The 25,425-nt window shown below is 49.9% G+C and carries 30 protein-coding genes and 2 pseudogenes; 18 read left to right on the top strand and 14 right to left on the bottom strand.

The window, feature by feature from the left end; genetic code table 11:
- Positions 1–49: 49 nt before the first annotated feature.
- Positions 50–718 (top strand): hypothetical protein, encoded by a 669-nt coding sequence (locus EVJ33_RS05155; protein WP_131435059.1) that lies wholly within the window; start codon positions 50–52, stop codon positions 716–718.
- Between the two features lie 38 nt (positions 719–756).
- Here EVJ33_RS05155 and EVJ33_RS05150 read toward each other — a convergent pair whose 3' ends face one another.
- A complete protein-coding gene (locus EVJ33_RS05150; protein WP_131435057.1) occupies positions 757–1,263 on the bottom strand; it encodes a DinB family protein in 507 nt (168 codons plus the stop codon).
- A gap of 166 nt (positions 1,264–1,429) precedes the next feature.
- On the opposite strand from EVJ33_RS05150, the gene EVJ33_RS05145 reads away from it, so the two are divergent.
- Genes EVJ33_RS05145 through EVJ33_RS05135 form a run of 3 tightly spaced genes read left to right on the top strand, consistent with a single transcriptional unit; the run spans position 1,430 to position 3,239 of the window.
- Positions 1,430–2,041, top strand: coding sequence for an NUDIX hydrolase (locus EVJ33_RS05145; RefSeq protein WP_131435055.1), 612 nt, complete (start codon positions 1,430–1,432; stop codon positions 2,039–2,041).
- 14 nt (positions 2,042–2,055) lie between these two features.
- Positions 2,056–2,772 (top strand): MBL fold metallo-hydrolase, encoded by a 717-nt coding sequence (locus EVJ33_RS05140; protein ID WP_131435053.1) that lies wholly within the window; start codon positions 2,056–2,058, stop codon positions 2,770–2,772.
- A 17-nt stretch (positions 2,773–2,789) separates the two neighbouring features.
- Positions 2,790–3,239, top strand: coding sequence for a GNAT family N-acetyltransferase (locus EVJ33_RS05135; RefSeq protein WP_131435051.1), 450 nt, complete (start codon positions 2,790–2,792; stop codon positions 3,237–3,239).
- A 157-nt stretch (positions 3,240–3,396) separates the two neighbouring features.
- On the opposite strand, the gene EVJ33_RS05130 is transcribed toward EVJ33_RS05135, so the two are convergent.
- Both EVJ33_RS05130 and EVJ33_RS05125 read right to left on the bottom strand, forming a co-directional pair.
- Positions 3,397–3,939: a GNAT family N-acetyltransferase gene (locus tag EVJ33_RS05130; protein ID WP_131435049.1), complete on the bottom strand. Its 543-nt coding sequence runs from the start codon at positions 3,937–3,939 to the stop codon at positions 3,397–3,399.
- Between the two features lie 80 nt (positions 3,940–4,019).
- Positions 4,020–4,415 (bottom strand): hypothetical protein, encoded by a 396-nt coding sequence (locus EVJ33_RS05125; RefSeq protein ID WP_131435047.1) that lies wholly within the window; start codon positions 4,413–4,415, stop codon positions 4,020–4,022.
- A 332-nt stretch (positions 4,416–4,747) separates the two neighbouring features.
- Between EVJ33_RS05125 and EVJ33_RS05120 the strand changes: the two genes are divergently transcribed.
- The 5 genes from EVJ33_RS05120 to EVJ33_RS05100 all read left to right on the top strand — a co-directional run bounded on the left by EVJ33_RS05120 (position 4,748) and on the right by EVJ33_RS05100 (position 9,603).
- Complete coding sequence (locus tag EVJ33_RS05120) at positions 4,748–5,596, top strand: transporter substrate-binding domain-containing protein (RefSeq protein ID WP_131435045.1); 849 nt, start codon at positions 4,748–4,750, stop codon at positions 5,594–5,596.
- Positions 5,597–5,602: 6 nt separating this feature from the next.
- A complete protein-coding gene (locus tag EVJ33_RS05115) occupies positions 5,603–6,298 on the top strand; it encodes an amino acid ABC transporter permease (RefSeq protein WP_131435043.1) in 696 nt (231 codons plus the stop codon).
- Between the two features lie 392 nt (positions 6,299–6,690).
- Positions 6,691–7,599, top strand: coding sequence for an AAA family ATPase (locus EVJ33_RS05110; protein WP_131435041.1), 909 nt, complete (start codon positions 6,691–6,693; stop codon positions 7,597–7,599).
- Position 7,600: 1 nt separating this feature from the next.
- Positions 7,601–8,629, top strand: coding sequence for a DUF58 domain-containing protein (locus EVJ33_RS05105; RefSeq protein WP_131435040.1), 1,029 nt, complete (start codon positions 7,601–7,603; stop codon positions 8,627–8,629).
- Positions 8,626–9,603, top strand: coding sequence for a hypothetical protein (locus EVJ33_RS05100; RefSeq protein ID WP_131435037.1), 978 nt, complete (start codon positions 8,626–8,628; stop codon positions 9,601–9,603). The genes EVJ33_RS05105 and EVJ33_RS05100 overlap by 4 nt, the downstream gene beginning before the upstream one ends.
- 47 nt (positions 9,604–9,650) lie before the next feature.
- Here EVJ33_RS05100 and cls read toward each other — a convergent pair whose 3' ends face one another.
- On the bottom strand, positions 9,651–11,117 hold the full coding sequence (cls, locus tag EVJ33_RS05095) for a cardiolipin synthase (RefSeq protein WP_131435035.1): 1,467 nt from the start codon (positions 11,115–11,117) through the stop codon (positions 9,651–9,653).
- 147 nt (positions 11,118–11,264) lie between these two features.
- Between cls and EVJ33_RS05090 the strand changes: the two genes are divergently transcribed.
- On the top strand, positions 11,265–12,479 hold the full coding sequence (locus tag EVJ33_RS05090; protein WP_131435033.1) for a cation:proton antiporter: 1,215 nt from the start codon (positions 11,265–11,267) through the stop codon (positions 12,477–12,479).
- Positions 12,480–12,525: 46 nt separating this feature from the next.
- Here the strand turns inward: EVJ33_RS05090 and EVJ33_RS05085 are convergent, their stop codons facing one another.
- The gene (locus EVJ33_RS05085; protein ID WP_131435031.1) at positions 12,526–13,314 is read right to left on the bottom strand and encodes a LysM peptidoglycan-binding and 3D domain-containing protein; all 789 of its coding nucleotides are present in this window, start codon (positions 13,312–13,314) and stop codon (positions 12,526–12,528) included.
- Positions 13,315–13,522: 208 nt separating this feature from the next.
- Here EVJ33_RS05085 and EVJ33_RS05080 point away from each other — a divergent pair, with 208 nt between their 5' ends.
- Both EVJ33_RS05080 and EVJ33_RS05075 read left to right on the top strand, forming a co-directional pair.
- On the top strand, positions 13,523–13,783 hold the full coding sequence (locus EVJ33_RS05080) for a DUF1294 domain-containing protein (RefSeq protein WP_236634539.1): 261 nt from the start codon (positions 13,523–13,525) through the stop codon (positions 13,781–13,783).
- Positions 13,784–13,923: 140 nt separating this feature from the next.
- A complete protein-coding gene (locus tag EVJ33_RS05075; protein WP_131435029.1) occupies positions 13,924–14,721 on the top strand; it encodes a helix-turn-helix transcriptional regulator in 798 nt (265 codons plus the stop codon).
- Between the two features lie 33 nt (positions 14,722–14,754).
- Here the strand turns inward: EVJ33_RS05075 and EVJ33_RS05070 are convergent, their stop codons facing one another.
- Complete coding sequence (locus tag EVJ33_RS05070; protein ID WP_131435027.1) at positions 14,755–15,513, bottom strand: glucose 1-dehydrogenase; 759 nt, start codon at positions 15,511–15,513, stop codon at positions 14,755–14,757.
- Positions 15,514–15,708: 195 nt separating this feature from the next.
- On the opposite strand from EVJ33_RS05070, the gene EVJ33_RS05065 reads away from it, so the two are divergent.
- Positions 15,709–16,566 carry an alpha/beta fold hydrolase gene (locus tag EVJ33_RS05065; protein WP_161566900.1) on the top strand — a complete coding sequence of 286 codons (858 nt, stop codon included), beginning with the start codon at positions 15,709–15,711 and terminating at the stop codon, positions 16,564–16,566.
- Between the two features lie 129 nt (positions 16,567–16,695).
- Positions 16,696–17,070: a hypothetical protein gene (locus EVJ33_RS05060; RefSeq protein WP_131435023.1), complete on the top strand. Its 375-nt coding sequence runs from the start codon at positions 16,696–16,698 to the stop codon at positions 17,068–17,070.
- A gap of 33 nt (positions 17,071–17,103) precedes the next feature.
- On the opposite strand, the gene EVJ33_RS05055 is transcribed toward EVJ33_RS05060, so the two are convergent.
- A complete protein-coding gene (locus EVJ33_RS05055; RefSeq protein WP_131435021.1) occupies positions 17,104–17,367 on the bottom strand; it encodes an excalibur calcium-binding domain-containing protein in 264 nt (87 codons plus the stop codon).
- A 112-nt stretch (positions 17,368–17,479) separates the two neighbouring features.
- Here EVJ33_RS05055 and EVJ33_RS05050 point away from each other — a divergent pair, with 112 nt between their 5' ends.
- The 3 genes and pseudogenes from EVJ33_RS05050 to EVJ33_RS05040 all read left to right on the top strand — a co-directional run bounded on the left by EVJ33_RS05050 (position 17,480) and on the right by EVJ33_RS05040 (position 18,952).
- Positions 17,480–17,833 (top strand): hypothetical protein, encoded by a 354-nt coding sequence (locus EVJ33_RS05050; RefSeq protein ID WP_131435019.1) that lies wholly within the window; start codon positions 17,480–17,482, stop codon positions 17,831–17,833.
- Between the two features lie 39 nt (positions 17,834–17,872).
- Positions 17,873–18,088 (top strand): hypothetical protein, encoded by a 216-nt coding sequence (locus EVJ33_RS05045; RefSeq protein WP_131435017.1) that lies wholly within the window; start codon positions 17,873–17,875, stop codon positions 18,086–18,088.
- An 89-nt stretch (positions 18,089–18,177) separates the two neighbouring features.
- A pseudogene (locus EVJ33_RS05040) lies at positions 18,178–18,952 on the top strand (AraC family transcriptional regulator).
- 78 nt (positions 18,953–19,030) lie between these two features.
- Here the strand turns inward: EVJ33_RS05040 and EVJ33_RS05035 are convergent.
- From EVJ33_RS05035 to bglA, 3 genes are all read right to left on the bottom strand, one after another.
- The gene (locus EVJ33_RS05035; protein WP_131435015.1) at positions 19,031–20,047 is read right to left on the bottom strand and encodes an SMI1/KNR4 family protein; all 1,017 of its coding nucleotides are present in this window, start codon (positions 20,045–20,047) and stop codon (positions 19,031–19,033) included.
- An 18-nt stretch (positions 20,048–20,065) separates the two neighbouring features.
- Complete coding sequence (locus EVJ33_RS05030; protein WP_131435013.1) at positions 20,066–20,824, bottom strand: hypothetical protein; 759 nt, start codon at positions 20,822–20,824, stop codon at positions 20,066–20,068.
- Positions 20,825–20,907: 83 nt separating this feature from the next.
- Positions 20,908–22,362, bottom strand: coding sequence for a 6-phospho-beta-glucosidase BglA (bglA, locus tag EVJ33_RS05025; RefSeq protein WP_131435011.1), 1,455 nt, complete (start codon positions 22,360–22,362; stop codon positions 20,908–20,910).
- A 153-nt stretch (positions 22,363–22,515) separates the two neighbouring features.
- Here bglA and EVJ33_RS05020 point away from each other — a divergent pair, with 153 nt between their 5' ends.
- On the top strand, positions 22,516–23,226 hold the full coding sequence (locus EVJ33_RS05020; RefSeq protein WP_131435009.1) for a GntR family transcriptional regulator: 711 nt from the start codon (positions 22,516–22,518) through the stop codon (positions 23,224–23,226).
- A 52-nt stretch (positions 23,227–23,278) separates the two neighbouring features.
- Here the strand turns inward: EVJ33_RS05020 and EVJ33_RS05015 are convergent, their stop codons facing one another.
- The 4 genes and pseudogenes from EVJ33_RS05015 to EVJ33_RS15595 all read right to left on the bottom strand — a co-directional run.
- Positions 23,279–23,833: a suppressor of fused domain protein gene (locus tag EVJ33_RS05015; protein ID WP_131435007.1), complete on the bottom strand. Its 555-nt coding sequence runs from the start codon at positions 23,831–23,833 to the stop codon at positions 23,279–23,281.
- A gap of 46 nt (positions 23,834–23,879) precedes the next feature.
- The gene (locus EVJ33_RS05010) at positions 23,880–24,269 is read right to left on the bottom strand and encodes a hypothetical protein (protein ID WP_131435005.1); all 390 of its coding nucleotides are present in this window, start codon (positions 24,267–24,269) and stop codon (positions 23,880–23,882) included.
- Positions 24,270–24,325: 56 nt separating this feature from the next.
- Positions 24,326–24,880 carry a hypothetical protein gene (locus EVJ33_RS05005; RefSeq protein WP_131435003.1) on the bottom strand — a complete coding sequence of 185 codons (555 nt, stop codon included), beginning with the start codon at positions 24,878–24,880 and terminating at the stop codon, positions 24,326–24,328.
- A gap of 241 nt (positions 24,881–25,121) precedes the next feature.
- Positions 25,122–25,370, bottom strand: a pseudogene (locus tag EVJ33_RS15595) (CPCC family cysteine-rich protein); the annotation flags it as partial.
- Between the last annotated feature and the right edge of the window lie 55 nt (positions 25,371–25,425).

Genomic DNA, 25,425 nt, shown 5'->3' with positions numbered 1-25,425 from the left:
ATACTAGAGGGGATAGAAGAAATCGAATCCACTAACGAGGAGACATTCCATGCACGATTTGCTGAACGATCCAAATATGAACAATTATCCGGAATTCCGCACATTTTGTGAATTGAAGAGTCGAGGACTACGAAAACAGGCACTCGCTGCCATGACGCCGTTTCTTAAAACGGTGGAGACATGGGGTTTTGAACAACGACAGGAATTCGTTGCCTGGCTATATACGCATAAAGAATCGTCCGACCGAGCCGATTTCTATAATGTGTTCGTATATTCGCTCGTAACGAATGTACTACAACCGACTCTCCATGAGTGGAAGCAACGTTTCCCGAATGACCCTCGTCCTTATCGCTGGCTGATGGAATATGAACAGGCATTCGCACTCGGTGGGCTAACCGAACAGATTGCCGTCGAAGCGCTCATGGATCAAAAAATATTTGCCCTTTGGTTTGCGTTTCATCACATTAACGAAGATCTCTATCTCAGTGAAGTCGATGAGGACAGCGAGATCATCTTAGAAGCGAGGAAGCTGAACCAATCCGTATTGAGCGAGGAAAAACGAGCGGATTATGAGGCGGAACTAAACTCCTATAGCGATTTGCTGGCGGATTGGGTGGCTTACACTCATGCGGAGTCGGAAAATGAGAGTTTTCTCGACTGGTGCGAACGGAACGAGCGAGATAATCCGTTCACGGGAAGCTATTATTATGAGGAATGAACAAAAAGACACACGAGGCGTCTTTTTGTAATCGCGATTCAGATTCCAGCCTCCATGAGATAGCGCTCCAAATCGGCCTGTTGGCGCAAATGATGACGGCTATGCATCTCGATGAGGTCGTACCATTCCTGGGCGTTCAGCCAACCGAAACCGCCATGTCGGGCTTTGACGTCAGGGTTTGCCGCGCGTGCGAGCGGTTCAAGGCGCATCAATCGCGCAGATAACTCGTCGAGTCGTCGCTCGAGCGTCTCACGCTTGTCCGTGTTGTTCGGAGGTTGGTTCATCTCATCAGGTAAACGGATTTTAATCGGAGGGAACCCGCCGGCTTGAAACAATCGTTCACCGAACTCGGTCTTCCCAAGCGGTTTCTCTTCGTGTGAGGCGAGACAACGTTCAATCTCGTCTGCATATTCTTCAGCCACCACGATGATATGGTCGTACATCTGTCCGATTGACCAGACATCTATTGCTGCCTGATAGCGCAACTGCCGTTCGGTATAGCCGTCCAAATCTTGTTTGAACTGAGATAATAGCGAAATCGCCATATCCAACCTCCTTCGATTTAATTCTCTTTCCAGTATACCATGGGAACATTGGCTGATTTTTTCAATGCCTCGCCACATTAGTTTCTCTTAGGAGCGGGTATTTCTAAAAGGAACAACGATCCCTTTTGGCGAATGGGACAGGAGGACAAAATATGGGGGGATACGTATGTCACAGTGGCTCGATTGGGCCAAGCGGCTACAGGCGCTGTCACAGGCTGGCTTGACGTTTACGAAAGACGAGTTCGATCGCGAGCGTTACGTCGAAATCCAACGCATCGCGACCGAGATGTTCGAACAACAATCTAATCTCGAGTTGCATGAAATTACCGAACTGACGCATGTCGATGGTTATCCGACACCGAAGCTCGACGTACGCGGTGTCGTTTTCCGGGACGATGCGCTCTTGCTCGTCAAGGAGCGGTCGGACGGGCTTTGGACGTTACCAGGTGGTTTTTGTGAGGTCGGGCTGTCCCCGGCACAAAATATCATCAAGGAGATTGAGGAAGAGGCTGGGTTTCATGTCGTACCGGTGCGGCTGCTCGCGTTGTTCGACATGCATCATCACGACCATCCGCCACTGTCGCAGCATTACTATAAGCTGTTCATCGAATGCGAGCTGATTGGTGGGGAGGCGCAGGTGAGCCATGAGACGAGCGACGTCGCGTTCTTCACGCGGGACAACTTACCACCTTTATCGACCGCGCGTAACACGCAGGAACAGCTCTATATGTGTTTTGAGGCAAGGTGGCAAGAGGATTGGATCACGTTACTTGATTAAGGGGAGGGGACTCTATGAAAGTCACACGGATTGATCACGTCCATCAACTGACATTCTATGCGCCCGTATTACCGATTAACGTTCAGTTGATTGAACGAGAGCTCGGACTTGTTTTGATTGATACCGGTCTTGCGCGTAATGCGGAAGCCATCTTGGCATATATCGAGGCGCAGGAACGTCCGCTGCTCGCCATTTTGCTGACTCATGCGCACGGCGACCATGTGGGCGGTGTTGATACGATTTTGAAGGCTCATCCCCATGCCGAATTGTACGTCTCGCGCCGAGACGCCCGTCTCCTCGAAGGGGACAAAACGACCGACCCGGATGAGCGACCGCTCAAACTGAAAGGATCCCTCCCGAAAATCCACTCCTTGCCGGATAAACTGCTCGACCCGGGTGAGCGCTTGTTTGGCCTCCGCGTCTATCCGGCAGCGGGTCATACGCCGGGCTCCGTCGCCTATTTCGATGAGAAGGAGCGGATGTTATTTGCCGGAGATGCGTTTCAGACACGTGGGGGAGTCGCCGTGGCAGGGGACGTCCGCCCATTGTTCCCGCTCCCGGGAGTCGCGACATGGGATAAACGGGCAGCGGTCGAACATGCGGAGAAGCTGATCGACCTCGCACCGCGCCACACGTTCGTCGGGCACGGACAGCCCGTCGTCGGGACACACCGGCTCTATTTGGCGCTGAAACGGGCCAAACGCAAGCAAGCACGTCTATTTTTAGGATAAACCGGGGGTGCGGACAGATGGAATTACACGAGATACAGACGACAGATTATCAACTGGCCGAGCAGATGCTCGAGATTCAACGGAACGCCTATGCGGTCGAGGCCGAGCTGATCGGATTCGATGAGATTCCGGCGCGTTATGAGACGGTCGAGGTGATTCAAAATCTGCCCGGTACGAGCTATGGCTTATATAACGACGAGCGGTTGATCGGCTTCATCACGATTGAAGCGGCTGAGAACACGGTCGAGGTCACGAAACTGTGCATCGATCCGACATATTTCAGGGCGAGACTTGCGACGACGTTGCTCGAACACGTGCTCAGTCTGCACGAGGACAAGCTTGTCTATGTGCATACCGGCAAACATAACGGGCCGGCCAAGAAGCTGTACACGAAGCTTGGGTTCGAACCGAGTGCTGAGTTTGAACCGGAACCGGGTGTCACATTGATTCGATTTACGCGATCTTGAATCCCTTTTCTCAAATTTCAGATTCTGTCTCACTACTTAAAGTATACTAAAGCATTGAGACAGAGTTTTATTTTTACTGATAATATATGTTATGTTAACTATAAGAAAATGAAGAGAAAATCGATGTCAGATATGACGTCTCTCCTCTCAATTGAAATCAGAATATCTTGTACCAATACAATGTCATGTCGATGTTCGGATTGCCGATTTGCTTCAGCGTGTCCACACCGCCGAGCACGAACCTTTCTTTCGCATAAAATCGACACGCGATCACGTTATCGTTCTGCGCTTCGAGCGACAATCTAAGCAACAATTGTTCTTTTGCCCACGTTTCCGTAACATCCATCAGCAAATGACCAATCCCGCTGTGTCGATAGCTATTACGGACCGAGATGTTCTCGATATACGCAAAACGGTTCCAGTCTTTCACCACACGGATCTGTCCGATACATGACGTCTCGTCGAACGCCAAGAATACTTGTTTGTCCTCACTGTTGATGTATTCCGACCAGTCCAGCAAGTCGTCCGGAAAGCTCGTCTCATGTGCTTTCTCATATAACTGTTCCTCATACGTCCAAACCGAGTCAGAAAAGCTCGGAATGATTTTCCCGATGAATGGAAACGGATTGTTCGCTTCATTCACGACGCTGATGGAATACTCATCTAACGCTTTAATCGTGATGTTTTTGGCTTCTTCCATTGCATCTTTCTCCCTTCATATGTAATGACCGCTCCATCCCAGAACTACATAGTCTCGCCAGACTAGCCATACAGTGACGGTCATGAGATCAGAGTCGGTGGCTCGGTCGACAACACTTCGATGACATCATGTGATGTCAGGAACACGTAATGCTGAATATTATAAACCGTTTCGTAAATGTTTGTTGATTCTTCAGCTAGCCATTTTAAATAGCTGGAATCGGTCACTTGAAAGAGTGTCCAGTCGCCAAAAAAATCAGGGTCATCATGTTTGTATAAATGTTCTAGCGTTTTAATAAGCGTTCCTTCGTCTGTATTTCGATACGACAACACAAGTCCGTCAAACAAGAATGTATATGTATTCTCATACGCATCAGTAAATACGAGTGTTAATCCGTCTTTATCATCAATTAAAGCCTGCAGATACAGCTTATCCGGTATCTCAGAATTGACGGTCCATCTTTCCCATTTTTCCATCTTCACCCTCCTTCCCTCATTTTGATCTGTTACAAATCATCCGCTACCATTTATCATACATGAATGAATATTGTTACACGCGTGGAAATGGCTTAATCAACATGATGGTATTCCAACTTAAACCGCGTTGTTGAATCCGAGATTGATTCATCTGTTTCATCATAATTAATAAACTGTGTCATTCGATTGAATCGTTCATTCAATGCCGTGATAGCGCTTTATGGATTTATGTTTCAAATACAACTAACTAACTGTTTTAAAGTGTTTGGGAGTTGCCACAGAACGGGGAGCATGCTATTTTTAGACAGATGATAACTTAAGGAGGAACTTGAATGAAACGTATGACAAAAGGTTTGGCAGCATCTTTATTATTGGCTGTCCCGCTCGCGGCGTGTGGTGATGCTAGCACCGATCAGGCCGAAACTTCGCGCTGGGACGAAATCAAAGAAGAAGGTACGCTCACGGTCGGTACGGCAGGGACGCTCTACCCCGCTTCGTTCCGGGAAGAAGATAGCGATACATTGACTGGGTTTGACGTCGAGCTTATGAAAGAGATCGGGAAGCGTCTCGACCTTGAAGTCCAATTCAAAGAGATGGCGTTTGACAACATGTTGACGAGCGTCCAAAACGGACAAGTCGACGTCGCCGCGAACGATATCTCGGTCACAGAGGACCGGAAAGAGAAGTTCGCTTTCTCGACGCCATACAAGTACACGTACGGGACGGCCATCGTTCGTAAGAGCGACCTGTCTGGAATCGAGTCACTTGAGGATTTGAAAGGCAAGAAAGCTGCTGGGGAAGCGACGACCGTCTTCATGGACGTGGCACGTCAATACGAGGCCGAGGAAGTCATCTATGACAACGCGACGAACGACCAGTATCTTCGTGACGTCTCGACAGGACGTACCGACGTCATCTTGAACGACTACTATCTTCAGACCCTCGCCCTCGCCTTCTTCCCTGAGTTCGATATCACGATCCACCCGGATATCGCCTATAACCCACAGGAAGTCGCGTTCTTGATGGATAAAGAGAATGCAGAGCTCCAAGAGAATATCGACCGCGCCCTTGCCGAGATGCTTGAAGACGGTACGGTAAAAGAATTGTCGGAAACGTTCTATAACGGAGCCGATGTCTCGGTAGAACCGGACGTCGACGCGACAATCGTCGAATTGGACTAAACAATCATGTTCGAAGGTGTGAAATGGGAAGCAATCTTTGACGTCGACCTGGCTGTGCGTTCATTCCCTTATTTGTTAGGTGGCTTGCCGAACACGCTTTGGATCTCATTCGTCAGCATGTTCTTCGGCTTGTTGCTCGGTCTCGTGCTCGCCCTCGGTAAACTGTCACCGTCACGGTGGCTTCGGTTTCCGTCGACGTTTTATATCTCGTTCATGCGGGGTGTGCCGATTCTGATCATCTTGTTCATCTTATATTCAGGGTTCCCGTTCATCGGTATCGAGTTCGCGGCGCTGACGGCGGCGATCATCGGGTTCAGTCTGAACTCGGCTGCCTATATCGCGGAAATCGTCCGAGCGGCGATCCGTGCCGTCGACCCGGGACAAGTCGAGGCGGCCCGCTCACTCGGGATGACGAAGTGGCAGACGCTTAAAGGGGTCGTCTTGCCACAGGCGACTCGAATCGCGCTCCCCCCGCTTTCGAACGTATTTCTCGATTTGATTAAAGCGAGTTCGCTCGCCGCGATGATCACCGTCCCGGAGATCTTCAATAAGGCGAAAATCGTCGGGGGCCGAGAGTTCGACTATATGACCGTCTACTTGGTCGTCGCCCTCATCTACTGGGGCATCTGTACGTTTATGTCCTTTTTCCAAGACTGGCTCGAGCGGCATTTCGAACGCTATTTAGATACACCGAAACGATGACTGATCTGCCTCATACGGGCAGGTCAGTTTTTTGTTGGGCGGTTATCGAGAAGCTGACATGGTATAGTCAACCTATTCCATCTTGCGATTCAAAGGAGAGCCATCCTATATGTTCTCAAAACTATTATTCTTATCGTCATTCCTCATCACATTTACGTACATTTTGTTCGATGGGCCGGCATGGGTCAGTGCCTTAAACCCATACACGAGTCTGATTGTCCTTTATTACTTAGTTTTTAAGTTTCCAAGCCGGAAAAGGGCGAAAACATCTTCTTCGGATTGACCGTACGCGACGTACATAATTTGAAGCGACGTTCTTTAGCGTTCCATCTCAATCCGAGAGTGTGCTATGATTTTCTTAATTATCAGAAAATAGACGGGGGAATTTCATTATGGTGCAACAATGGACGACACATTTAAATAGTTTAGTGATTGGGCAGTCAAAAGCGATCAAGCTGTCGACGATTGCCTTACTTTCAGGGGGGCATGTCTTGCTCGAGGATCGGCCAGGAACCGGGAAGACCACGCTCGCCAGGAGTCTTGCTTCCTCTTTATCAGCCGCTTTCCAGCGCGTGCAATGTACACCGGACACGCTGCCAAGTGATATTTTAGGGATGGAGCTGTTCAATCCGACGACGGGTGCGTTCGAGCGACGGACCGGTCCGATTTTCACGTCGATCTTACTCGTCGATGAGATCAACCGGACGACGCCACGGACACAGTCGGCGCTTTTAGAGGCGATGCAGGAGCGCCAAGTGACGCTCGGTGAGGTGTCGCTTCGTCTACCGGACCCATTCTTCGTCATCGCGACGCAAAACCCGTTCGACGGGCAAGGGACGTTCCCGTTGCCGCAGGCGCAACTCGACCGTTTCTTATTCAAACTGTCACTCGCCCCGCTGTCTCGAGAGTCGGAACGCCGGTTGCTGCGAAACGAACACTTGAGTGCGGCCCCGTTCACGTTGCAACAGACCGAACTTGCCGAGATGCAGCAAGCCGTCCGGGACGTCTTGTTCCACGAGGCGATGGAGGATTATCTTCTCGACTTCGTCGAGGCGCTCCGTCATCACCGGGATATCGAGGTCGGACCGAGCCCACGAGCGACGCTCGCCTACACGATGGCGGCTCGGGCGCATGCCTATATGGACGGACGGGATTACGTGTCACCGGAAGACATCCGCGCGCTCGCCTTACCGATTCTCGGCCACCGAATCGTCTTGACGGTCGAGGCGTCGCTTAAGACGAAGCCGTCTAAATTGATTAAGTCCGTTTTGGAGACCATCCCGGTCCCGTCAGAGGTGTGACATGCAACTCGTCAGCCCTCGCTACCTCGAGTCCGGATATATGTGGCTCTTGTTCGTCGTCGGGGTATTCACCGCCCTCTACGGGAACGTCTTCCTCGCGAGTGTGATTATCGGCTTCAGCCTATATGCGCTCATCATGCCGGAGCTGTTGTTCCGGCTCGCTGAATACGTCCATGTCGAAGTGACCGACGAGCTGAAGCTGTTCCCGAATGATGAAGAGACGTATACGCTCAAACTGATTTCGACGGCACCTGTGCCCCTTGGTGTCGTCCGCTTGTCCGGCTATCTGCATCCGACCGTCGAAGCAGAGGCGCACGCGTTCTGGCGCCAAGAGAACTATATCGGTCGTGAGGTCGCCGTGTCCTACACATTGCCGCTCAAGGCGATCAAGCGTGGCCCGATCAGGATGGAGTCGATCGGGATGGAGATTCGTGACCCGCTCCGCATGTTCTCGCTCTATAAGGAAGATCCGCTCGACCGCATCGGGTATGTCTTCCCTGAATTCTTGCCTTATCCGATTCCGAAGCGTCCGCCGACATTGCCGGGCGAGGAGATGGTCCGTCATAGCGCCTATCGTGACCCGGAGACGTTCCAGTCGGTGGCGCCGTATCACGGGCAGCCGATGCGGCAACTGTATTGGTCGGCCTACGCGAAGACAGGTGAACTGCTCGCCCGCACCGAGCAACCCGTTCAAGCGAACGAATATGTCGTCGTGCTCGACTTGCTGACGAAAGATGGGCGCGCCCTGACCCATCAGATGGAACGGTTGATCTCTCAAGCCGCGGCGCTATGCCGCGATTTCGAGAAAGAGAACGCCAGCTATGGGCTGATTGTCCCGACACTGACAAAGGAAGGCATTACCTATGACCTCGCCCCAGGTAGCGGTGAGACGCATTTCCGCAAGGTCATGACGACACTCGCGTGTCTGTCGGAACGGGATTTCCCGCTCGCCCGCTCATTGTTCGAACGAAAGGTCGCCAAATACGGCGGCAGCCAATCGATTTTACGGCTCGGAGGTGACAGCAGATGAGACTGCTTTGGTGGGTATTCGCCGCTTTCTATGTCGGTCACGTGTTTCCGCTCGTCTTTCTGTTGACGTTCCGCTTGCCGCGCAACTGGCAACTCGTCGTTCAGACGGCACTGAGCGTCGCCGCGCTCTTGTTCTCCTATGAGATGAGTGTCACGCTATTGTTGTTCACCTATGTCCATGCCTTTATCCGGACGTTCGACTGGACGGACCGTTACGCGATTGCCAGTGTGCTCTTCCTCATTGTCGATTGGTTGTTCCCGCCGGCGTCACAGCCGCTCGCGATGATCGTCTTCCCGTTCTTGTTCTTGTTTTGGCAACGAAGCCTGTATTATCGCCGTGACTATAAACGGATGCTGTCAACGCTTGTCGTCGCCCTTGCTGTCGGTCTTGGCTTGGCTGTGATCATCCGGACCATCAAAGAGCTGCTGTTCGGCAATCTCGTCGCCTGGATCCAGCCCATCCTGATATGGATCGGTGGGTGGTTCGACGGAGTCGATCTAGATCCGACCGATCGTGTCAACCGGATTCTCGTCCCGGACAATCCCAACATCGATGCCGAGACGATTTCAAACGAAACGTTACTCGAATCGGCGACGAACCAGTCACTGTTCTTGATTCTGGCTTTTCTCGCTTTGCTCGTCGGAATGATCGCCTTGTTCATCTATGTGCAACGTCGAAAAGAGATTCATGAGGATGTGAATGTGTCGAAACCACGATACGAAGCGACGGATGCCATTCGACGCTTCACACGGGCCCCACGCCACGTCCGGCTGCTCGATGCTGGGAGACGGCTTGAACAAGCTCATCCTCGCCAACGTGAGGAGACCGTCTTGGAATGGTTCGACCGCATTGGGTTTACCGAAGGGAGCCGCTTCGCCACATGGCTCGAGGCGGCCGAATATGGAGAGAAAGAAGCCCCCGTATCCATCGTCGAGGCGTTCGAGCGACAGGTCACCCAGACGCTCAAAAAATAAGACCAGTCAGGCTTGCCGGGGTCACCCGGACGGCCTACTGGTCTTTTTTAGAGGATTGGGCTGAGCAGACGGGACACGCTCTCTTTGAAGCGGATCCATTTCGTTCGTGTCTCATAACGCTCAATCGTCAATCGATTGGCGCTAGCCATGTCGCGTTCGAACGCATCGATGACGGACTGCGCCACCACCTCGTCATAGACGAGTGCCGAGATCTCGAAATTGAGACGAAAACTCCGGGCGTCGATGTTCGTCGTGCCGATCGAGGCGACTTCGCCATCGATGACGAGCGTCTTCGCGTGCAAGAACCCGCCTTCATACGTATACACCTCGGCCCCGTAGCGGACGAGCTCGGCCGCATTCGTATACGTCGCCCAGTAGACAAACATGTGATCCGGCTTGTTCGGAATCATCAGGCGAATCTTCGTCCCGGACATGAGCGCATTGCGGCAGGCGTCGAGGAAGCTGGCGTCAGGGATGAAATAAGGGGTCTGGATGTAAATCGTCTCTTTCGCCTCGGTAATCATCTTGACGAGCATGTTTTTCAAGTGCTCGGTCGATGAGTTCGGGCCCGAGGTGACGATTTGCACCGGTGATTGGGCTGTCTCAATGAGAACGGACGGCCAAATGAATTCCTCTTTCTCAGCCCGATGCTTCGTCGGTACGGCACGGTTCCAATCGAGGAGGAAACGTTCAAGCAGTTCTCGGACCGCCTCCCCTCTCATCCGCAGATGCACATCGCGCCAATAGCCGAACTGACGGTTCGTTCCGAGATACTCATTTCCGACATTGAATCCGCCGATATAGCCGATGTCTCCGTCGATGATACATAACTTGCGGTGATTGCGGTTGTTGACGCGGAAGTTGATGCCGAGGCGTGACGGGAAAAACGACTTCACCTCGCCGCCGTGCGCGAGAAGCTGTTTGAAATGGGAACGCCGCAATCCTCGTGATCCTACCGCATCATAGAGCAGACGTACTTTGACACCATCTTTGGCCCGTCGCGTGAGCGCCTCGATGAGCGCTTGTCCGAGCGAGTCATTTTGAATGATATAGTACTGGATATTGATTTCACGTGTCGCTGTATCAATATCGTGGAACAGCGCCTCGAACTTTTGCTCTCCGTCATGGATGACGTGAATCGCATTTTGGTACGTCATGAGCGCGTTCGTGGATGACAAATTCAAACGAGCGAGTCGACGATATTTGGATAAGAGCGGGTCGCGGGCGAATAAACCTTCATGCGCATCGAGCTCGGTCAGCTGATTTTGCACATGCTCCGCGTATTCATGCCGCTGCTCTTCATCGATTTGGTAGAAGTTATTCGATTTGATTAACCGTCCGAAGAAGATATAGATGAAGAAACCGAGCAGTGGGATGAAAAACAGGACAAGCAACCAGGCCCACGTCGAACCGATATCACGCCGCTCGAAGAAGATGATGGTGACGGCGAACGTGACATTCAGGATAATCAATACAATACCAAGAACGCTTAGAATGATTTCTGTCGGGATCATCACATTTCCCTCCCTTTTACTCCCTTACATACCCGTTCTCGTCAGAATAGTAATGGTGAGATATGTGTCAAATTTTAAATATTTCCGTTTCCGGGTAAAAAACAACAGACATGTCGTTAAATCACAATCAGAAATGAGGACAAGACGATGGAGACGATGATGATCGGCTTTAGCTTGATTGTAGCAATCGGTGCCTTGGCGCAACTATTCGCTTGGCGGTTCGACCTACCCGCTATCATTATTATGACCGTGGCCGGAGTGCTCGTCGGACCAATCTTCGGATGGATTGACCCGGTGACGATGCTTGGCGATTTGTACAGCCCATTGATTTCATTTGCCGTCGCCCTCATTTTATTCGAAGGAAGTCTTGGTCTGGAATTTCGTGAAATTCGCGAATATCGAAAAGTGATTGCCCGGCTCGTGACGGTCGGTGTCCTGCTCTCGTTTATCGTCACCTCGGTTTTGCTGATCACCGTCGGGGACATCCATTGGCTCCCGGCCATGACACTTGGCGCTTTATTCGTCGTGACCGGGCCGACGGTCGTCATCCCACTCTTGCGACAAGCCAATTTGGTGCCGCATGTGGCGAACGTATTGAAATGGGAAGGCATCATTGTCGATCCGATCGGGGCGCTCCTTGGCCTATTCGTCGTCCAATTCGGGTTCGCGTTCTATCAAAATGACAGCTTGACGACCCATCTTCCTTTTCTCGGCTCATGCTTGGTCGGGATTTTATTGGGGATTGTGTTCGGCGTCGTCTTGATGCGTTCTTTCGCGAAAGGAAGAGTCCCTGAGTATTTGCAAACGACACTGACATTGAGTGGCGTGTTGCTCGTCTTCTCGATGAGCGAATGGGTCATGCATGAGGTCGGTCTGCTCGCCGTGACGGCAATGGGGCTGACGATGGCAAATTCGAAATTCGCACGTCCAGAGATTCTCACACATCTCCGTGAATTCAAAGAGAACGTGTCCATCCTTTTGATTTCGTCGGTATTTATCATTTTAACGGCCAGTTTGAGCCGGACCGATTTACTTGCTGTCTTGCAAGCACCGATTTTGCTCTCGATTGCCGGCATCTTGTTCCTCGTCCGGCCACTCTCGATTCTTTCGGCGACGATTGGGACGCCATTAGTGAGGAACGAGCGATTGTTCATCGGTTGGATCGCTCCTCGCGGTATCGTGGCGATGACGGTGACCGGCTTCTTTGCGGCTGAAATCACAGAGCTCGGTGTGACAGATGCTGAGAAAATGTTGCCGATGACACTCGGTCTCGTTTTTTTATCCGTGACAATCCATGGGTTGACCATCAAACCGTTCGCAAAACGTCTCGGACTGAACAAAGTCAAGAATCCTTGGAGCTGAATACACAAAAAAACACCGCGCCTGCGGTGTTTTTGGGGTAAATCGATTAGTTTAAGACTTTGATTGTGATTGATTTACGACCGAAGTTGAGCGCTTGCTCTTGTGTCGGCATCAAGAGGTCAATTTTGTTCCCTTTGATGGCGCCACCAGTGTCTCCAGCGATTGCTTCGCCGTAGCCTTCAACCCATACTTTAGAGCCGAGTGGGATGACTGAAGGGTCAACCGCGATGACTTTTTGGTTCGGGTTCGAGCGGACGTCGATTCCTGTTGCCGTGATTCCTGAGCATCCTGCACAATATGGCGTGTAAGCCGTGGCTTCCACAGTCATCGTCTTACCTGAAGCCGGAGCTTGGGTTTGCGTTGTCGACGTAGACTGTTTCGTCACTGGTGCAGATGTTGATGCTTTTGGTTTAGCGGCTGGTGCGCTGTTCGCAACCGATGCTGCTTTGGCACCTTTTACAGAGAATTGTTGACCAGGGAAAATGAGATCTGATTTAAGACCGTTCCATGTCATCAATTGGTTGACAGATACGCCGTTGTTTGTCGCGATGCGATACAACGTGTCGCCTGCTTTAACTGTATACGTGCTTGCTGAAGAAGAAGAGCTTGCTTTTGCTTCAGACTTTGCGAGCTTCAATACTTGATTCGGGTAAATCATATTAGAATTTAAGCCGTTCGCTTGTTTAATGTCATTAACTGATACACCGTTGTTCACGGCGATACGGTAAAGTGTATCTCCAGACTGAACTGTGTGTGTTGATGCTGCCGAAGCTGGAGCAGCGACTCCTAAACTAAGGCCAGCGAGTGCCGTTAGTGTCAATAGTGGTTTTTTCATAAGAATATTCCTCCCTTTTCTAACGCTCCCTTACTGTAACACCTGTATATTTCACTGCCGTTACAGGCTGATATGAGAGTGATATCAGTTCAGTTACAGAACTTTATTAGCGTAAAGTCAAGAGTGAATTTCTTACAAAACGGATACAAATGGCTTTGTTGAGCCGTTTAAAGGTATACTGAACGGAGAAGAAAGGGGTGAATAGTCTTTGGAACTATTACTGCTATATTACATTGTGACTAATTTACTAGCGTTTATGTCATTTTTCCTCGATAAACGTCGTGCCAAATCAGGGGAATGGCGTATTTCAGAACGAACGCTCCTCATTCTCGTCTGGATCGGTGGAGCATTCGGCGCCTATGTTGCGATGCGCCTCTTCCGTCATAAGACATTGAAGCCGATGTTTCGAATCGGGGTCCCGATTGCCATCTTGGTGCATGCCGGGATCACGGGCTGGTTCATCTTCTGACGCCAATATATAGAAGAAACTCGTTCACACCGTCCAGCGGAGATGAATTCAAAATGTCTGGATTGACGCTTGATGGCGAGAAAATGAAGTCTTCAGCCGGTGCGAAACCGAAATAAATGTTCGATTGTTGAGGTGTTGGGATGAATGTCGAAGAAAATGTGATTGATGTCCAGTCGTGGACCGCACGAACGTTGGAGATCGGGTTCACGATGACTGTACAGTTTCAAATTTGGCTGGTGACACAAGGAGAAGTCGAGGTTCAAATTAACGGTACCCGTTCAAGGCTTCGTACCGGGATGGCACTATTACTCGACCGCGGACAAATCATAAAAGTCGAGCGGAACGATGACTCGTTTCAAATGACGATGCTTCATGTCGACCCGTTCGACTTGGTGGCACCGCCGCTCGCGGAGCAATACGTCACACCGTTTATCGAGACGATTGGCCATCACGTGCTGCATCCGGCTGAACCGGGTGACAAGGCCATTCTCGAGACGCTTCATAAAGTAATCAGAAGTTTAAAGAAAGACTCGGCTTTCGCGTTACTCGATGCGACCTTGCAGCTTGCCGTCGTCTGGCGCTATTGGATTCAACGGCAACCCGTGACGAGACGACATGGGCACGAACGCATGCAACGCATGATTACCTACATACACGACCACGACACGATGAAACTGTCGCTTGAAGACATCGCCGCTGCCGGTGGGCTGAGCCGGGCGGAATGTTGCCGTTACTTTTCAAAATGGGGAGACACATCGCCGCTCGCCTATGTCCAAGACGTCCGGATGCAACGGGCCGCCCGTCTATTGTGTGAGACGGACAGTCCGGTCGCTGAAGTGGCAAACCGGTTTGGCTTTACGAGCGTGAGCCATTTCGTCCAGACGTTTAAGAAAGTGCATCATCAAACACCGCTCGCGTTTCGCAAGCAGAAGACATAACAAAAGCCGACATGCGTGTGTCGGCTTTTTTCGTCAACGGGCGGTCCAACCACCGTCCGCTTTCAATACGTCGCCATTGACGAAACTCGAATCATCGGAGGCGAGGAACAATGCGACCTTGGCGATCTGCTCCGGTTCACCGATCGGGGCCTCCCCTGCCCCTTGGATGGCGCGCATCCCGAGTTCGCTCGGCGCGGTGATGGTGGCACCGATATTCGTATTGACCCCACCCGGTGCGATGGCGTTGGCCCGAATCTTGTTGAACGTACCGTACGTGGCGGCGATGTTTTTCGTCAGGCCGATCAGTGCGTGCTTCGAGGCGACGTATGAGGCACCGCCGCGTGTCCCGAACAGACCACCGACCGAGGCGTTATTGACGATGACGCCACCCGACTCTTGCTTGTCCATGATGTTGATGGCGGCCCGGGCCAATTTCATCGGTCCGGTCAAGTTGACGGCGATGACGCGGTCCCACACCTCGTCGGTCACTTCGCCGACGGTCAAAAAGTTGTCCATGATGCCGGCATTGTTGACCAAGATGTCGAGCGAACCGAACGTGCTCGTCGCCGTCTCGACCATCTTGTCGATATCTTCCTGCTTCGTGACGTTCCCCGAGACACCGACGGCTTCCCCACCGCTCGCTTTAATCTCTGAGGCGACCGCTTCGACCGAGTCCCCGTTCATGTCGACGGCGACGACGCGCGCCCCTTCCTCGGCAAACAGTTTGGCGATGGCCCGACCCATCCCTGACCCGGCCCCGGTGACGAGCGCCGTTTTACCTGATAATTTCACACCGCATTCCTCCTTGTTGAGACAACTCAAGAGCGACAGAGAAAACGACAAGTGCAACCTGCTCACGTGTCATTAGTCTATACCCAAATTTTGAGGAAAACGTATCTCCGCTTGGAAGAATCTGCTTCTGTTCAAGTGCATGGTCACGTACAATGGTAAGATACAGATATTGGAATTCGAAAGGTGGGTTTTTGGTTGAGTCGTTATTATGCAGAAGTGATTGGAAGTGGGACACCTGTTTTGTATTTACCAGCCGGAGGGTTCACCGGAGAAGAAGGCCGGTCGCTCGCCGAGGCGCTATATGATGACTTCGAGGTTCATTTGTTAGATTTGCCAGGGTTCGGAAGAAGTGAAGGGGTCAATCAAGTTATGACATCCAAACAGTTGGCGGATTGGGTCAACGGCTACGTCGAGACACAACGACTCAGGTCTGTCCATGTGATCGCACATTCGCTCGGTGGTGCGGTCGGTCTCGCTTTCGCCACCCATTATCCCGAGCAAGTGGAGCGGCTCGTCTTGCTCGACCAAGGACATAAGGCGTTCCCGCGCGTGCCGTTAAAAGAGTATGGGGTGTTCGGCCTTACCGTCCCGCTCCTGAGCGGACTTTATCGTTTGATGGGACCACGGATTATAGAGCGGATTGAAAGAAAGATTGTTTCAGACGAGCCGACCCAGTCTATCTCAGACGAACGGTTCCAAACTTTCTGTGCGAAGACTGGTCTTTCGGAACGAGATGAGATTCGACGTGTACTGGACGCCCCGGCTAAGCTAGGACGAGGTGGATTGAATCTGTTGTTCGGCTTCTACCATCTTGACGTGCCACAGCTTATGCGGACACTCCAAGTCCCGACGTTACTTTTTTACGGTGATTTCGTCGGACTGGACGACAAAGAAGCCCGATTGACGCGGTCAGCCATATCGGACCTGCAACGGCAGGAGCTCCCGATCACCTGCATCCGTGTCACCGGGGGTCATTTTGTCCATTGGAACCCAGCGTTTCCGATTGAACAAGTGCGACAGTTTTTACAACCTGAGAAAGCGAGCGGTCTCTAATGAACCATCAGCAAAAGATTGTCCTAATCATCGTATGCGTATTGTTGTTATCAGCCGGAGTTGCCCGAGGGAGCGGATCCAATTCTCACTTACACTCTCGATGACCGTGACATGAGTCTTCGCTTTTTCATGAACAGTTTTGCTGTCGACGAATGGAGCGAAGACATATCTATGCAAGGTATGGGCCTTGAAATTACCATTGACGATCGCGTCGAGTCGATTACATCGCGTTCGCTGTCAGAAGAAGAGCTCACGTGGTCAATCGATAGCCGCACGTGCGGGGATCGGTCAGAATGTTCCCCATACGACATCCTTTACGGGATGAACCACGGTATGACGACCCTAGTCGTTGTCGAGTTGAACGGGGAGCGGTTCGAACCGGAACTGTTGAAGACAAAGGCCGGGAATGACGTCTGGTTCGTCCTCGTCGACCAAATCGAGTCGATTGAGTCCATCACTGGCTACGATTCTGAAGGGGAAGTATCCTACCGCTTCAACAACTAAAAAAGAGACGGAGGACGGCTGTCCTCTCATCTCTTAGCGTTCACAGGCGATGCCGTCCTTATCACGGTCTTTTGATTCATTCGCTTTGTAAAGCGAACTGTTGGCGTAAGGCTTGTACTTCGTCTTCCCGCCTTTGTTTTTCGTCGTCTTCGTTTTGGCGACACCGCCCTTGTACGTCTTATTTAGCTCGGTACAGTTTTTGAATTTTTTCGGTGCGGCGTCCACGGTTTCTGACGGCGCGACGCTGAGCGTGAACAACGCGATGCCGGCGATGGTCGCACGAAGTAGCTTCTTCATAGTTGTTTCCTCCTTAGTCACAAGCGATATGCGTTACCATTCTCATCTATTATAGGAGAGATTAGGATAACTAACCTAGTTTATAAAATCTTCAAATGGAAGGACGAGCACATTGACCTCATCACCTTTTTATATCGACAATACTGATGAACAGCTCTATCAAGGAAATTTACTCGTATCCGTACACGAGATGCCCGAACCGCATAATCTGGAGTTCATCGAACGGATGTTGTTTGGTCCTGAGGCCATCAAGTGTTTGATCACGCGACACCATTCTTCGCGACGAATCCAATTAGAAGAACAGCCACTCGACCAACTACAGACAGTGTGGGAGAAGACATTCAAACATCATCTCACGTTTGAGGTCGCTTTCTCACTTGACGATTTTCCGAACGGATATTGTTGGACGACACGCGTCTGGGAAGGACATGATTGTTGGTACCTTGTCTTCACCGAGCATCACTGATTTAGTCGTTAACAAACCAGCAAAGGAAGGTAATCTTTCATGGACTTACTTATATTGATGCAGGACCGGGCCCTCCCGTTACTGCTGCTCGCACTATTTCTCATTTTGAACGTGGTGTTCGTCATCGGGATTTGGAAACGACGACGCCACTTCTCCAAAGGATTTCTCGTGTTCGCGAGCTCGCTTGCATTCCTACTCATGACGTCATCGGTCATCCTTTTCATGTTCACGATGTTCATCGGCTACAACCAGTGATGTCTTTTATCCGATGATATCCGTATCGAAATCATCGAGTGCCCCTACGATGTTCGAAGTATGATGAATGCAGAAAGGAGGGAATGCTGATGCTTGAATCATTGAACCGATTGATGGACCACATCGATCAACATCTAACAGAAGACATCACGAGTGAGGATATCACACGCATCGTCGGTGTATCCGACTATCATTTTCGACGCATGTTTTCCTATATGGCCGGGATAGCGCTCAATGAATACATCCGAAATCGTCGGCTGTCAGAAGCGAACAAGGACTTAATTCATGGGAAATCAGTCACGGATGTGGCCTATACGTATGGATACCAATCCGTCGACGGCTTCTCGCGAGCGTTTCGAGACTGGTGTGGCTTTTTACCGTCTGAAGTGATCAAGAACAAGATTCAAAAGTCATTCCCGAAATTCACTTTCTTCATCGACATCAAAGGGGGAATTTCAATGGAATTCAAATTAGAACACAAACCTTCATTCAACGTCGTCGGCGTGTCCAAGCGCGTCCCGATTCAGTTTGAAGGTGTGAACAATTCAATCGTCGAGTTGGCACAGTCAATCACGGAGCATCAGCGTAGCGAGATGCATCAATTCGTGGACCTCTATCCGCGCCAAGTGCTTAACGTATCGTACAACTTCGATGAAGGCTATTTGGACGAACAAGGTTCACTGGCGCACATGATCGGCTTTGCGACAACGCAACACAATCCGTATGAAGACCTTGAACAGATTACAATCGTCGAACCTATGGGCCGTCTTTCCGAGTATCTCGTTCACGAAGCATGATGGTCCGTCGGACAACGTCTATAGCGAAGTGTGGGTGGCGATCAAAGAGAAAAAGTCACAAGCCTGACTTTAGTATAGGAAAACCCTTATTAGAGAATTTACTCTCTGATAAGGGTTTGCTTTGCATTAGATTCAATTTTTCGACCTATCCATTGACTGATACTGTGTCCTTAATGATGTATAAAAGAAATTCAGCGAAAGACTGAAGTCGTTCGTTTTGATCATAATCTTCCTCGGGTACGTTCGCGTTCCGGTATACGACGCTCGGCTCTCCGTTTATCTTATTTTCATAATCAAGGCAGGCGTAGAAGTCTTCTAAGTCATCGTAGTATACCGCTACCAGATTTTTTGCCAGCCCATGTTCGTAATCGGTCGGATGATACAGTTGTAGGTTGATTTTTATCAACTCATCATCGTCCAAAGCGAAGAACACGTTCTCTCCAAACAGTCCCCCACCGAACTCGTTTAAAAACGTATAATAACTCCCTGTAAAGTTGACCCCTAATTCCCGTTCGACGATTGCGATTTCTTCCTTGGTATAACCGTCACCTAACTCAGAAAGTTCGGGATGTTGTAGAATTAGCTGCTTTGCTGTCTCATATAAGTCATCTTGAGTTGAGGATAGTTTCGTTTCTTTAATTGTGGAAGGCGGGTGATTGTCCTTCTTAAAGGTTTGCTCATCTAAATAAGAAGATATCGCATTGTCGCATTCCATATAAAATAGTTCTGTGAAAGAGTCATCTAAATACTCAGAACCCTCCTTTTCCGGTGGATAAAAACAAGTCTTCACTTCTGCCCCATCGTATGACTTTGTCTTTAAATCAAGACAGATGAGCGATTCTTCAAAAGTTTGGATGCCGACCAAATATGAAAGAAGAGGCGGTTTACCTGATTTTGCTAACATATTTTTAAACTTATCGTTTTGAGAGACTAAATCATATTCAAGGTTTTGAGGCGCGATTCCCCAAATCGATTCATCTTCTGTTACAAGGTAGCCATAGATTTCTAAAAACTTTCGGTATAACGGAGGAAACGTCACATTGAGTTGCTCCTCCGCCTCCTGAATGGCAGCTTCTGAAGCTCCTGGACCGTACTCGAACACTTGTGGGTACTTCTCAATCATCTTTTTGACACGATTGAATTTAGCTTCGATTTTATTCATGGCTACTCCTCTCCTAAGTTACCTCTCTCGTTTATAGACGTCGATATCTCTACTCCTGAAATCGACGCGTGCATTCCAGTTCCGGACGTCAGATTGAATGACGAACACATCGTCTGACTCCCAACGACTCGTCCCGAAATATAATGAGAACGCGTTAAAGCTCGCAATCTCCTCAATCACCTGCATATGAAACAGTCTTATACCTTTTTCGTACCCTTCAATCCAAAACGTCGCACCGGTCACCGAGACGATCAATTTGAAAAGCACGACCCGATTGCGTTTTTTGTTCGATTTCGGCGTCTTATTCAACAAGACGACCAACTTGTAGTCGTTCATTTCAATCTGTTTCAGGCAATGCTCGATAATGTCAGAGATTGTCTGTTTTGTGCTGAACATCTGTACATCTAACAGTGGCACGAGCACGTCGCGAACGACGGTAGCGAAATGACAAAACTTCTCTTGCTCGTCGAGAGTCATCATGTACGAATCATAGTCGAACGTCTCACTCATGAACTCATGAACCAACACTTGGTGATGAGTATCGTCAAACGTGTGCTGCGTGTATGTCTTTGTCTCACTAGCCTCTAAAAGCTCGATTCCAACAACGGCATGGGAATTGAATTGGAGTGCCCCACGTTCGATCTGTCTCGATACATGACTCGAGAGCAATTCCTCAAAGACAAATGACGAGTGGATCTCAGTGATGTGTTTTTTATTCCAGTCCCGATCACGCTGCTGATTGCGAGTTGTACCTAAACGGATTGAGAAACTGCTCATCTATACACCTCCATATTCTTCTAATAGTATCATACAGAAAAAATCCCTTTAACCATCATCAAGATAGCCAAAGGGAGTCATTTTTATTTGGTTACGTTGTACTCCAACGCTTCCCCATTCGTCTCGATCACATGTTTGTACCAATCGAACGAGTCTTTCTTCATCCGCTCCATCGAGCCGTTTCCTTCATTGTCACGGTCGACGTAAATCATGCCGTACCGTTTCTTCATCTCGCCCGTCGTGAACGAGACGATGTCGATGATGCCCCACGGCGTGTAGCCGATCAAGTCGACGCCGTCATAGACGACCGCTTGTTTCAACTGCTCGATATGCGCTTTCAAGTAGTCGATGCGGGCCGCATCATGGATCTTCCCGTCGACGATCTCATCGACAGCACCGAATCCGTTCTCGACGATGAAGAGCGGGATTTGATAGCGGTCATACAAGCGGTTGAGCACGTAGCGGAGACCGACGGGGTCAATCGACCAGCCCCAGTCGCTCGACTTGATATACGGATTCTCGACGCCGTTCGGCAGACCACCGTTGACGATGTCGCCACTGTTATCGGCGACGACGTCACTCTTCACGGTCGTCGACATATAGTAACTGAAACCGAGGTAATCGACGGTCCCATTTTTCAAAATCTCTTCGTCCCCCTCGAGGAACGGGATGGAATAACCTTCACGCTCGAACTCGTTCAAGGCGTAGCTCGGATAGAACCCGCGCACTTGCACGTCCGGGAAGAAGTAACGTTGGCGCATCATCTCTTCGGCGAGCATGACGTCGTCCGGGTTCGACGAGAACGGATAGATCGGCACGTGTGATACCATCGCCCCGATCTCGAAGTCCGGGTTGATGGCTTTCCCTTTCGCGACGGCGAGCGCGCTCGCAATCAACTCATGGTGCCCCGTCTGATACATCACTTCACGGGCGTTCTCCCCATCTTCGACGATGACGCCAGAGTTCGTCCATAAGAAGAGCGGGTTGTTGACGTCCATCTTGTTGTTGATCTCGTTGAACGTCATCCAATATTTGACCTTGTCTTTGTAGCGGTCGAAACACACCTCGGCGAAACGGACGAAATGGTCGACGACGGCACGGTTGCGGAACCCGCCGTACTCACGTGCGAGGTGGAGCGGCATCTCGAAGTGGGACAATGTGATGATCGGTTCGATGCCGTGCTTCAACAACTCGTCGAACAAGTCGTCATAAAATTGGAGTCCGGCCTCGTTCGGCTCTGCATCGTCCCCGTTCGGGAAAATTCGGCTCCAGCCGATTGACGTGCGGAGACATTTCAAGCCCATCTCGGCGAAGAGCGCGACGTCCTCTTTATAGCGGTGATAGAAGTCGATGGCTTCATGGTTCGGATAAAACTCGTCCGGCTCGACCTTGTCCGTGATCCGACGCGCGACGCCGTGAGCGCCGGCCGTCAACACGTCGACGACGCTCGGTCCTTTACCGTCGGCGTCCCAGCCGCCTTCAAATTGGTGGGCGGCGAGAGCGCCGCCCCATAGAAAGTCTTTTGGTAGTGTTTTCATATGTGTTCCTCCTTCTCCGAGATACCAATGATGAATCATACACGTCAAGTATAATTGTACCGGTACAATTATACAAGTGCGATATATTTTGTATTCTCGACGAAATGGTGACGTGGTACAATCGAAGCAGATTATACGAGGTGAGGATGCCACATGCTAAAATATCAACAGATTGCAGCCGAAATTGAGCAGTACATCAATCAACACGATTTGAAGCAAGGAGATAAACTGCCCGTCCTCGAGCAGTTGATGAGCCAATATGCCGTCAGCAAGAGCACGGTCACGAAAGCGCTCGAGTTGCTGGAGCGGAAAGGCGTCGTCTTTCAATTGCGTGGGAGCGGCATCTTCGTCCGGCGCCACAACCGTTCGGGCTATATGAGCTTGTTCTCGACGCAAGGGTTCAAGAGCAATCTCGGGGACCGGATGTTGACGTCGGATGTGCTCGATGTCTCGGTCACGAAACCGGACGCGACGGTCGCACAGAACCTTGGTATTGACGTGACGGACGATGTCTATCGCGTCGAACGGGTCCGCTTCGTCGACGGCGAGGTGTTCTGTCATGAGGAGTCGTATTTTGTGAAGGCGATTGTCCCGTACTTGAACCGGGAGATCGTGGCCGACTCGATCTTCGATTACGTCCAAGGCGCACTCGGCGTCACCATCGGCTTTTCGGACATGTACATGCAGGTCGGCCGACTGACTGAGACGGAAGCCGGCTATCTAGGTTTACAGACGGAGGACCCGACGCTCCGCATCGAGACGATCTTCCATCTTTCGAACGGGAAACCGTTTGACTACTCACGCATCACCTATCATTACGAGTACTCACAGTTCGTCGTTCAGGCGAACGGACCGTATATGTAAAACAAGCCCCCATGCGTGCGCATGGGGGCTTGTCGGTCAACACGTATCGAACTCAAACGAGCGGTTTGCGTTTCAAATCGAGTAGCTCATCATCTGTTTCAAAAAGTAATTCATCGAACGCTTCGGCACCGTGTTCTTCGATGAAACGTTCCTCTGATGGGAAAATAGGGACGAACCAAACAACGAGCACGTCGTGGGGTTCGCCTTCATATTTTAGAAACGATGGATCTGAGTAGAACGGTGCGGTCACGTAGATGGAGGAAAACTTGTACCGTTTGAGCACACCTTTCGGCAAACTGAAGTATTCACCTAAATCAAACGCTTGATGTGTCTCGAGCGCATGGGTCGCCAAATGCCACACTAACTGGACGATGTCCTGCTCGGCACGTTTTTGTTTGAAGCGAAACAACAAATCTTGATGGGCGACCGATCCATCCTCGAATTGAAACGAGTGTAGATGTAACCCTAGTGTTGCGATCGTCACGATGTCAGAAGGTTTTGGCTCCTCCAATTTTAGTATTTGGACATGGTCCTCCAGTAAATCGGGAACGTCGTATCCAGTGACAAATTCTCCACAATGGGCTTCTAGATGTTCTAAATAATCCAATGGTTACTCCTACTTTCTTTTAAGTGGTAGTGATGCGCATGCGACTTTATTGAGTCAAATCGTTATACGCATCAGAATCGACCGCGCACATTTTCTGAATATAGTTTAAACGATCAGATTCGCTAGGAAAAGTGTGAGGCGTGAGTATGATGTCACACGAGGCCTGGGCGACGTGATGCAGTAGCTGTTCGACGACTTCAAACACCTCTGCCAAGTGCTCTGGACTCAATCGAACGTCCGGGGTGACAAGGTAACTGACCTGAATGACGTTCTCTTTCGACTCAAAAAGAGAAGCTTCATGTTCAGAAAACCATGGATAGTCGGTGAGCTCGCTTCGTCTTTTCTCATCTTTAATCACGAGGAATGCGTCACTCTCGTCAAGTCGTACTCGCCAAACCTCACTATCGAGCGATTTGAATTCTCTAAGTGTATTCAAGGTTCACCCCCTTGTGTGGATTGTTTTTGAGAGAATTAACAATAACGACTTTTGTTTTATTCTAGATACATGCCAATGTCTAAAAGCTTCTCTTCTAAATGTCTGAGATTTATATTTGTATGAATCCCCATCAGATAATCAAACCCAACAAAAACTTTGAGCGATTGTTCTTTCTTGTTTGGTGGATACGATTCTAAGTGTAAATAAAGCTCTTCTCTCAACAATAACCGAATCACACGATCGACTCTCCACCCCGTCAAAACCGTTCCTTTTTTCACACCTTTGTACAAAGCTGTCGTTTTTAAATCATATAGGTTCTTTGGAAAAGTAGGTAGATGATATTCGTGAGCTGAGAGAGCTCCTCTCTTCTCAATATATGTAACCTTGAGGGCGGTCACCTTGCAATAATCCATAATTATGTTCACCGACTTCACATATGCATCTTCACTTCTCATGTATTCCTCGAAATTAAGTATAACGCCATCAAACGACTTTCCAACATCGGATATTGATGTCCACTCGTTATTTTCGTAGCCACCGAACTCATCTCTGTATTCTGGATTGTATTTGCTTAATCTATATCGATACATCGCTCCACCTGATTTCTGCATGTGATTTTGCTCTAAATACCATGCAAGTATAATCTTATGACATGATGCGTTGTGTAGTCTTCAAAAGAGTCTCCTATTCTTCAGATTGAACAAACTCTCCGCCAAACGTCCATCCATTTTGTTTCAACATTCTTTCAAACTGTTCATTGAACCGGTTGATATCAATAGGCTTATTCTTTTTTCGATGCAAGACTACACCATCGATTAATAAGGAGGGTGACATCGACGGATTCGCTTCCCAGACAGGTTTCCATGCCGCGTCCTTTTCATATTCTCTAGATGGACGATTGCCAACCAACTGTTCCTCGGAAACCCCGAAACGAATCACATTCCGTTGACCCGTTCGTAAAGAAACACCGTTTGCGCCTCCCCAAACATCGGGATTTACACCATCATCCTCCCAAAAACAGTTCGGACAAATCAAAAACGTTCCGGGCGGCTTCTCCTCCATCGTTTTGTACCCGCAACAGACGCACGTATATTTTTTCATTTGTACAGCTCCATTTCGTAAAAAATGTGCAATGAGCAAGGTAAAAGCATCGCTC

Source organism: Exiguobacterium sp. SL-10 (assembly GCF_004337025.1).
Lineage (GTDB): Bacteria > Bacillota > Bacilli > Exiguobacteriales > Exiguobacteriaceae > Exiguobacterium.
This window is presented reverse-complemented; position numbering and strand designations above follow the sequence as displayed.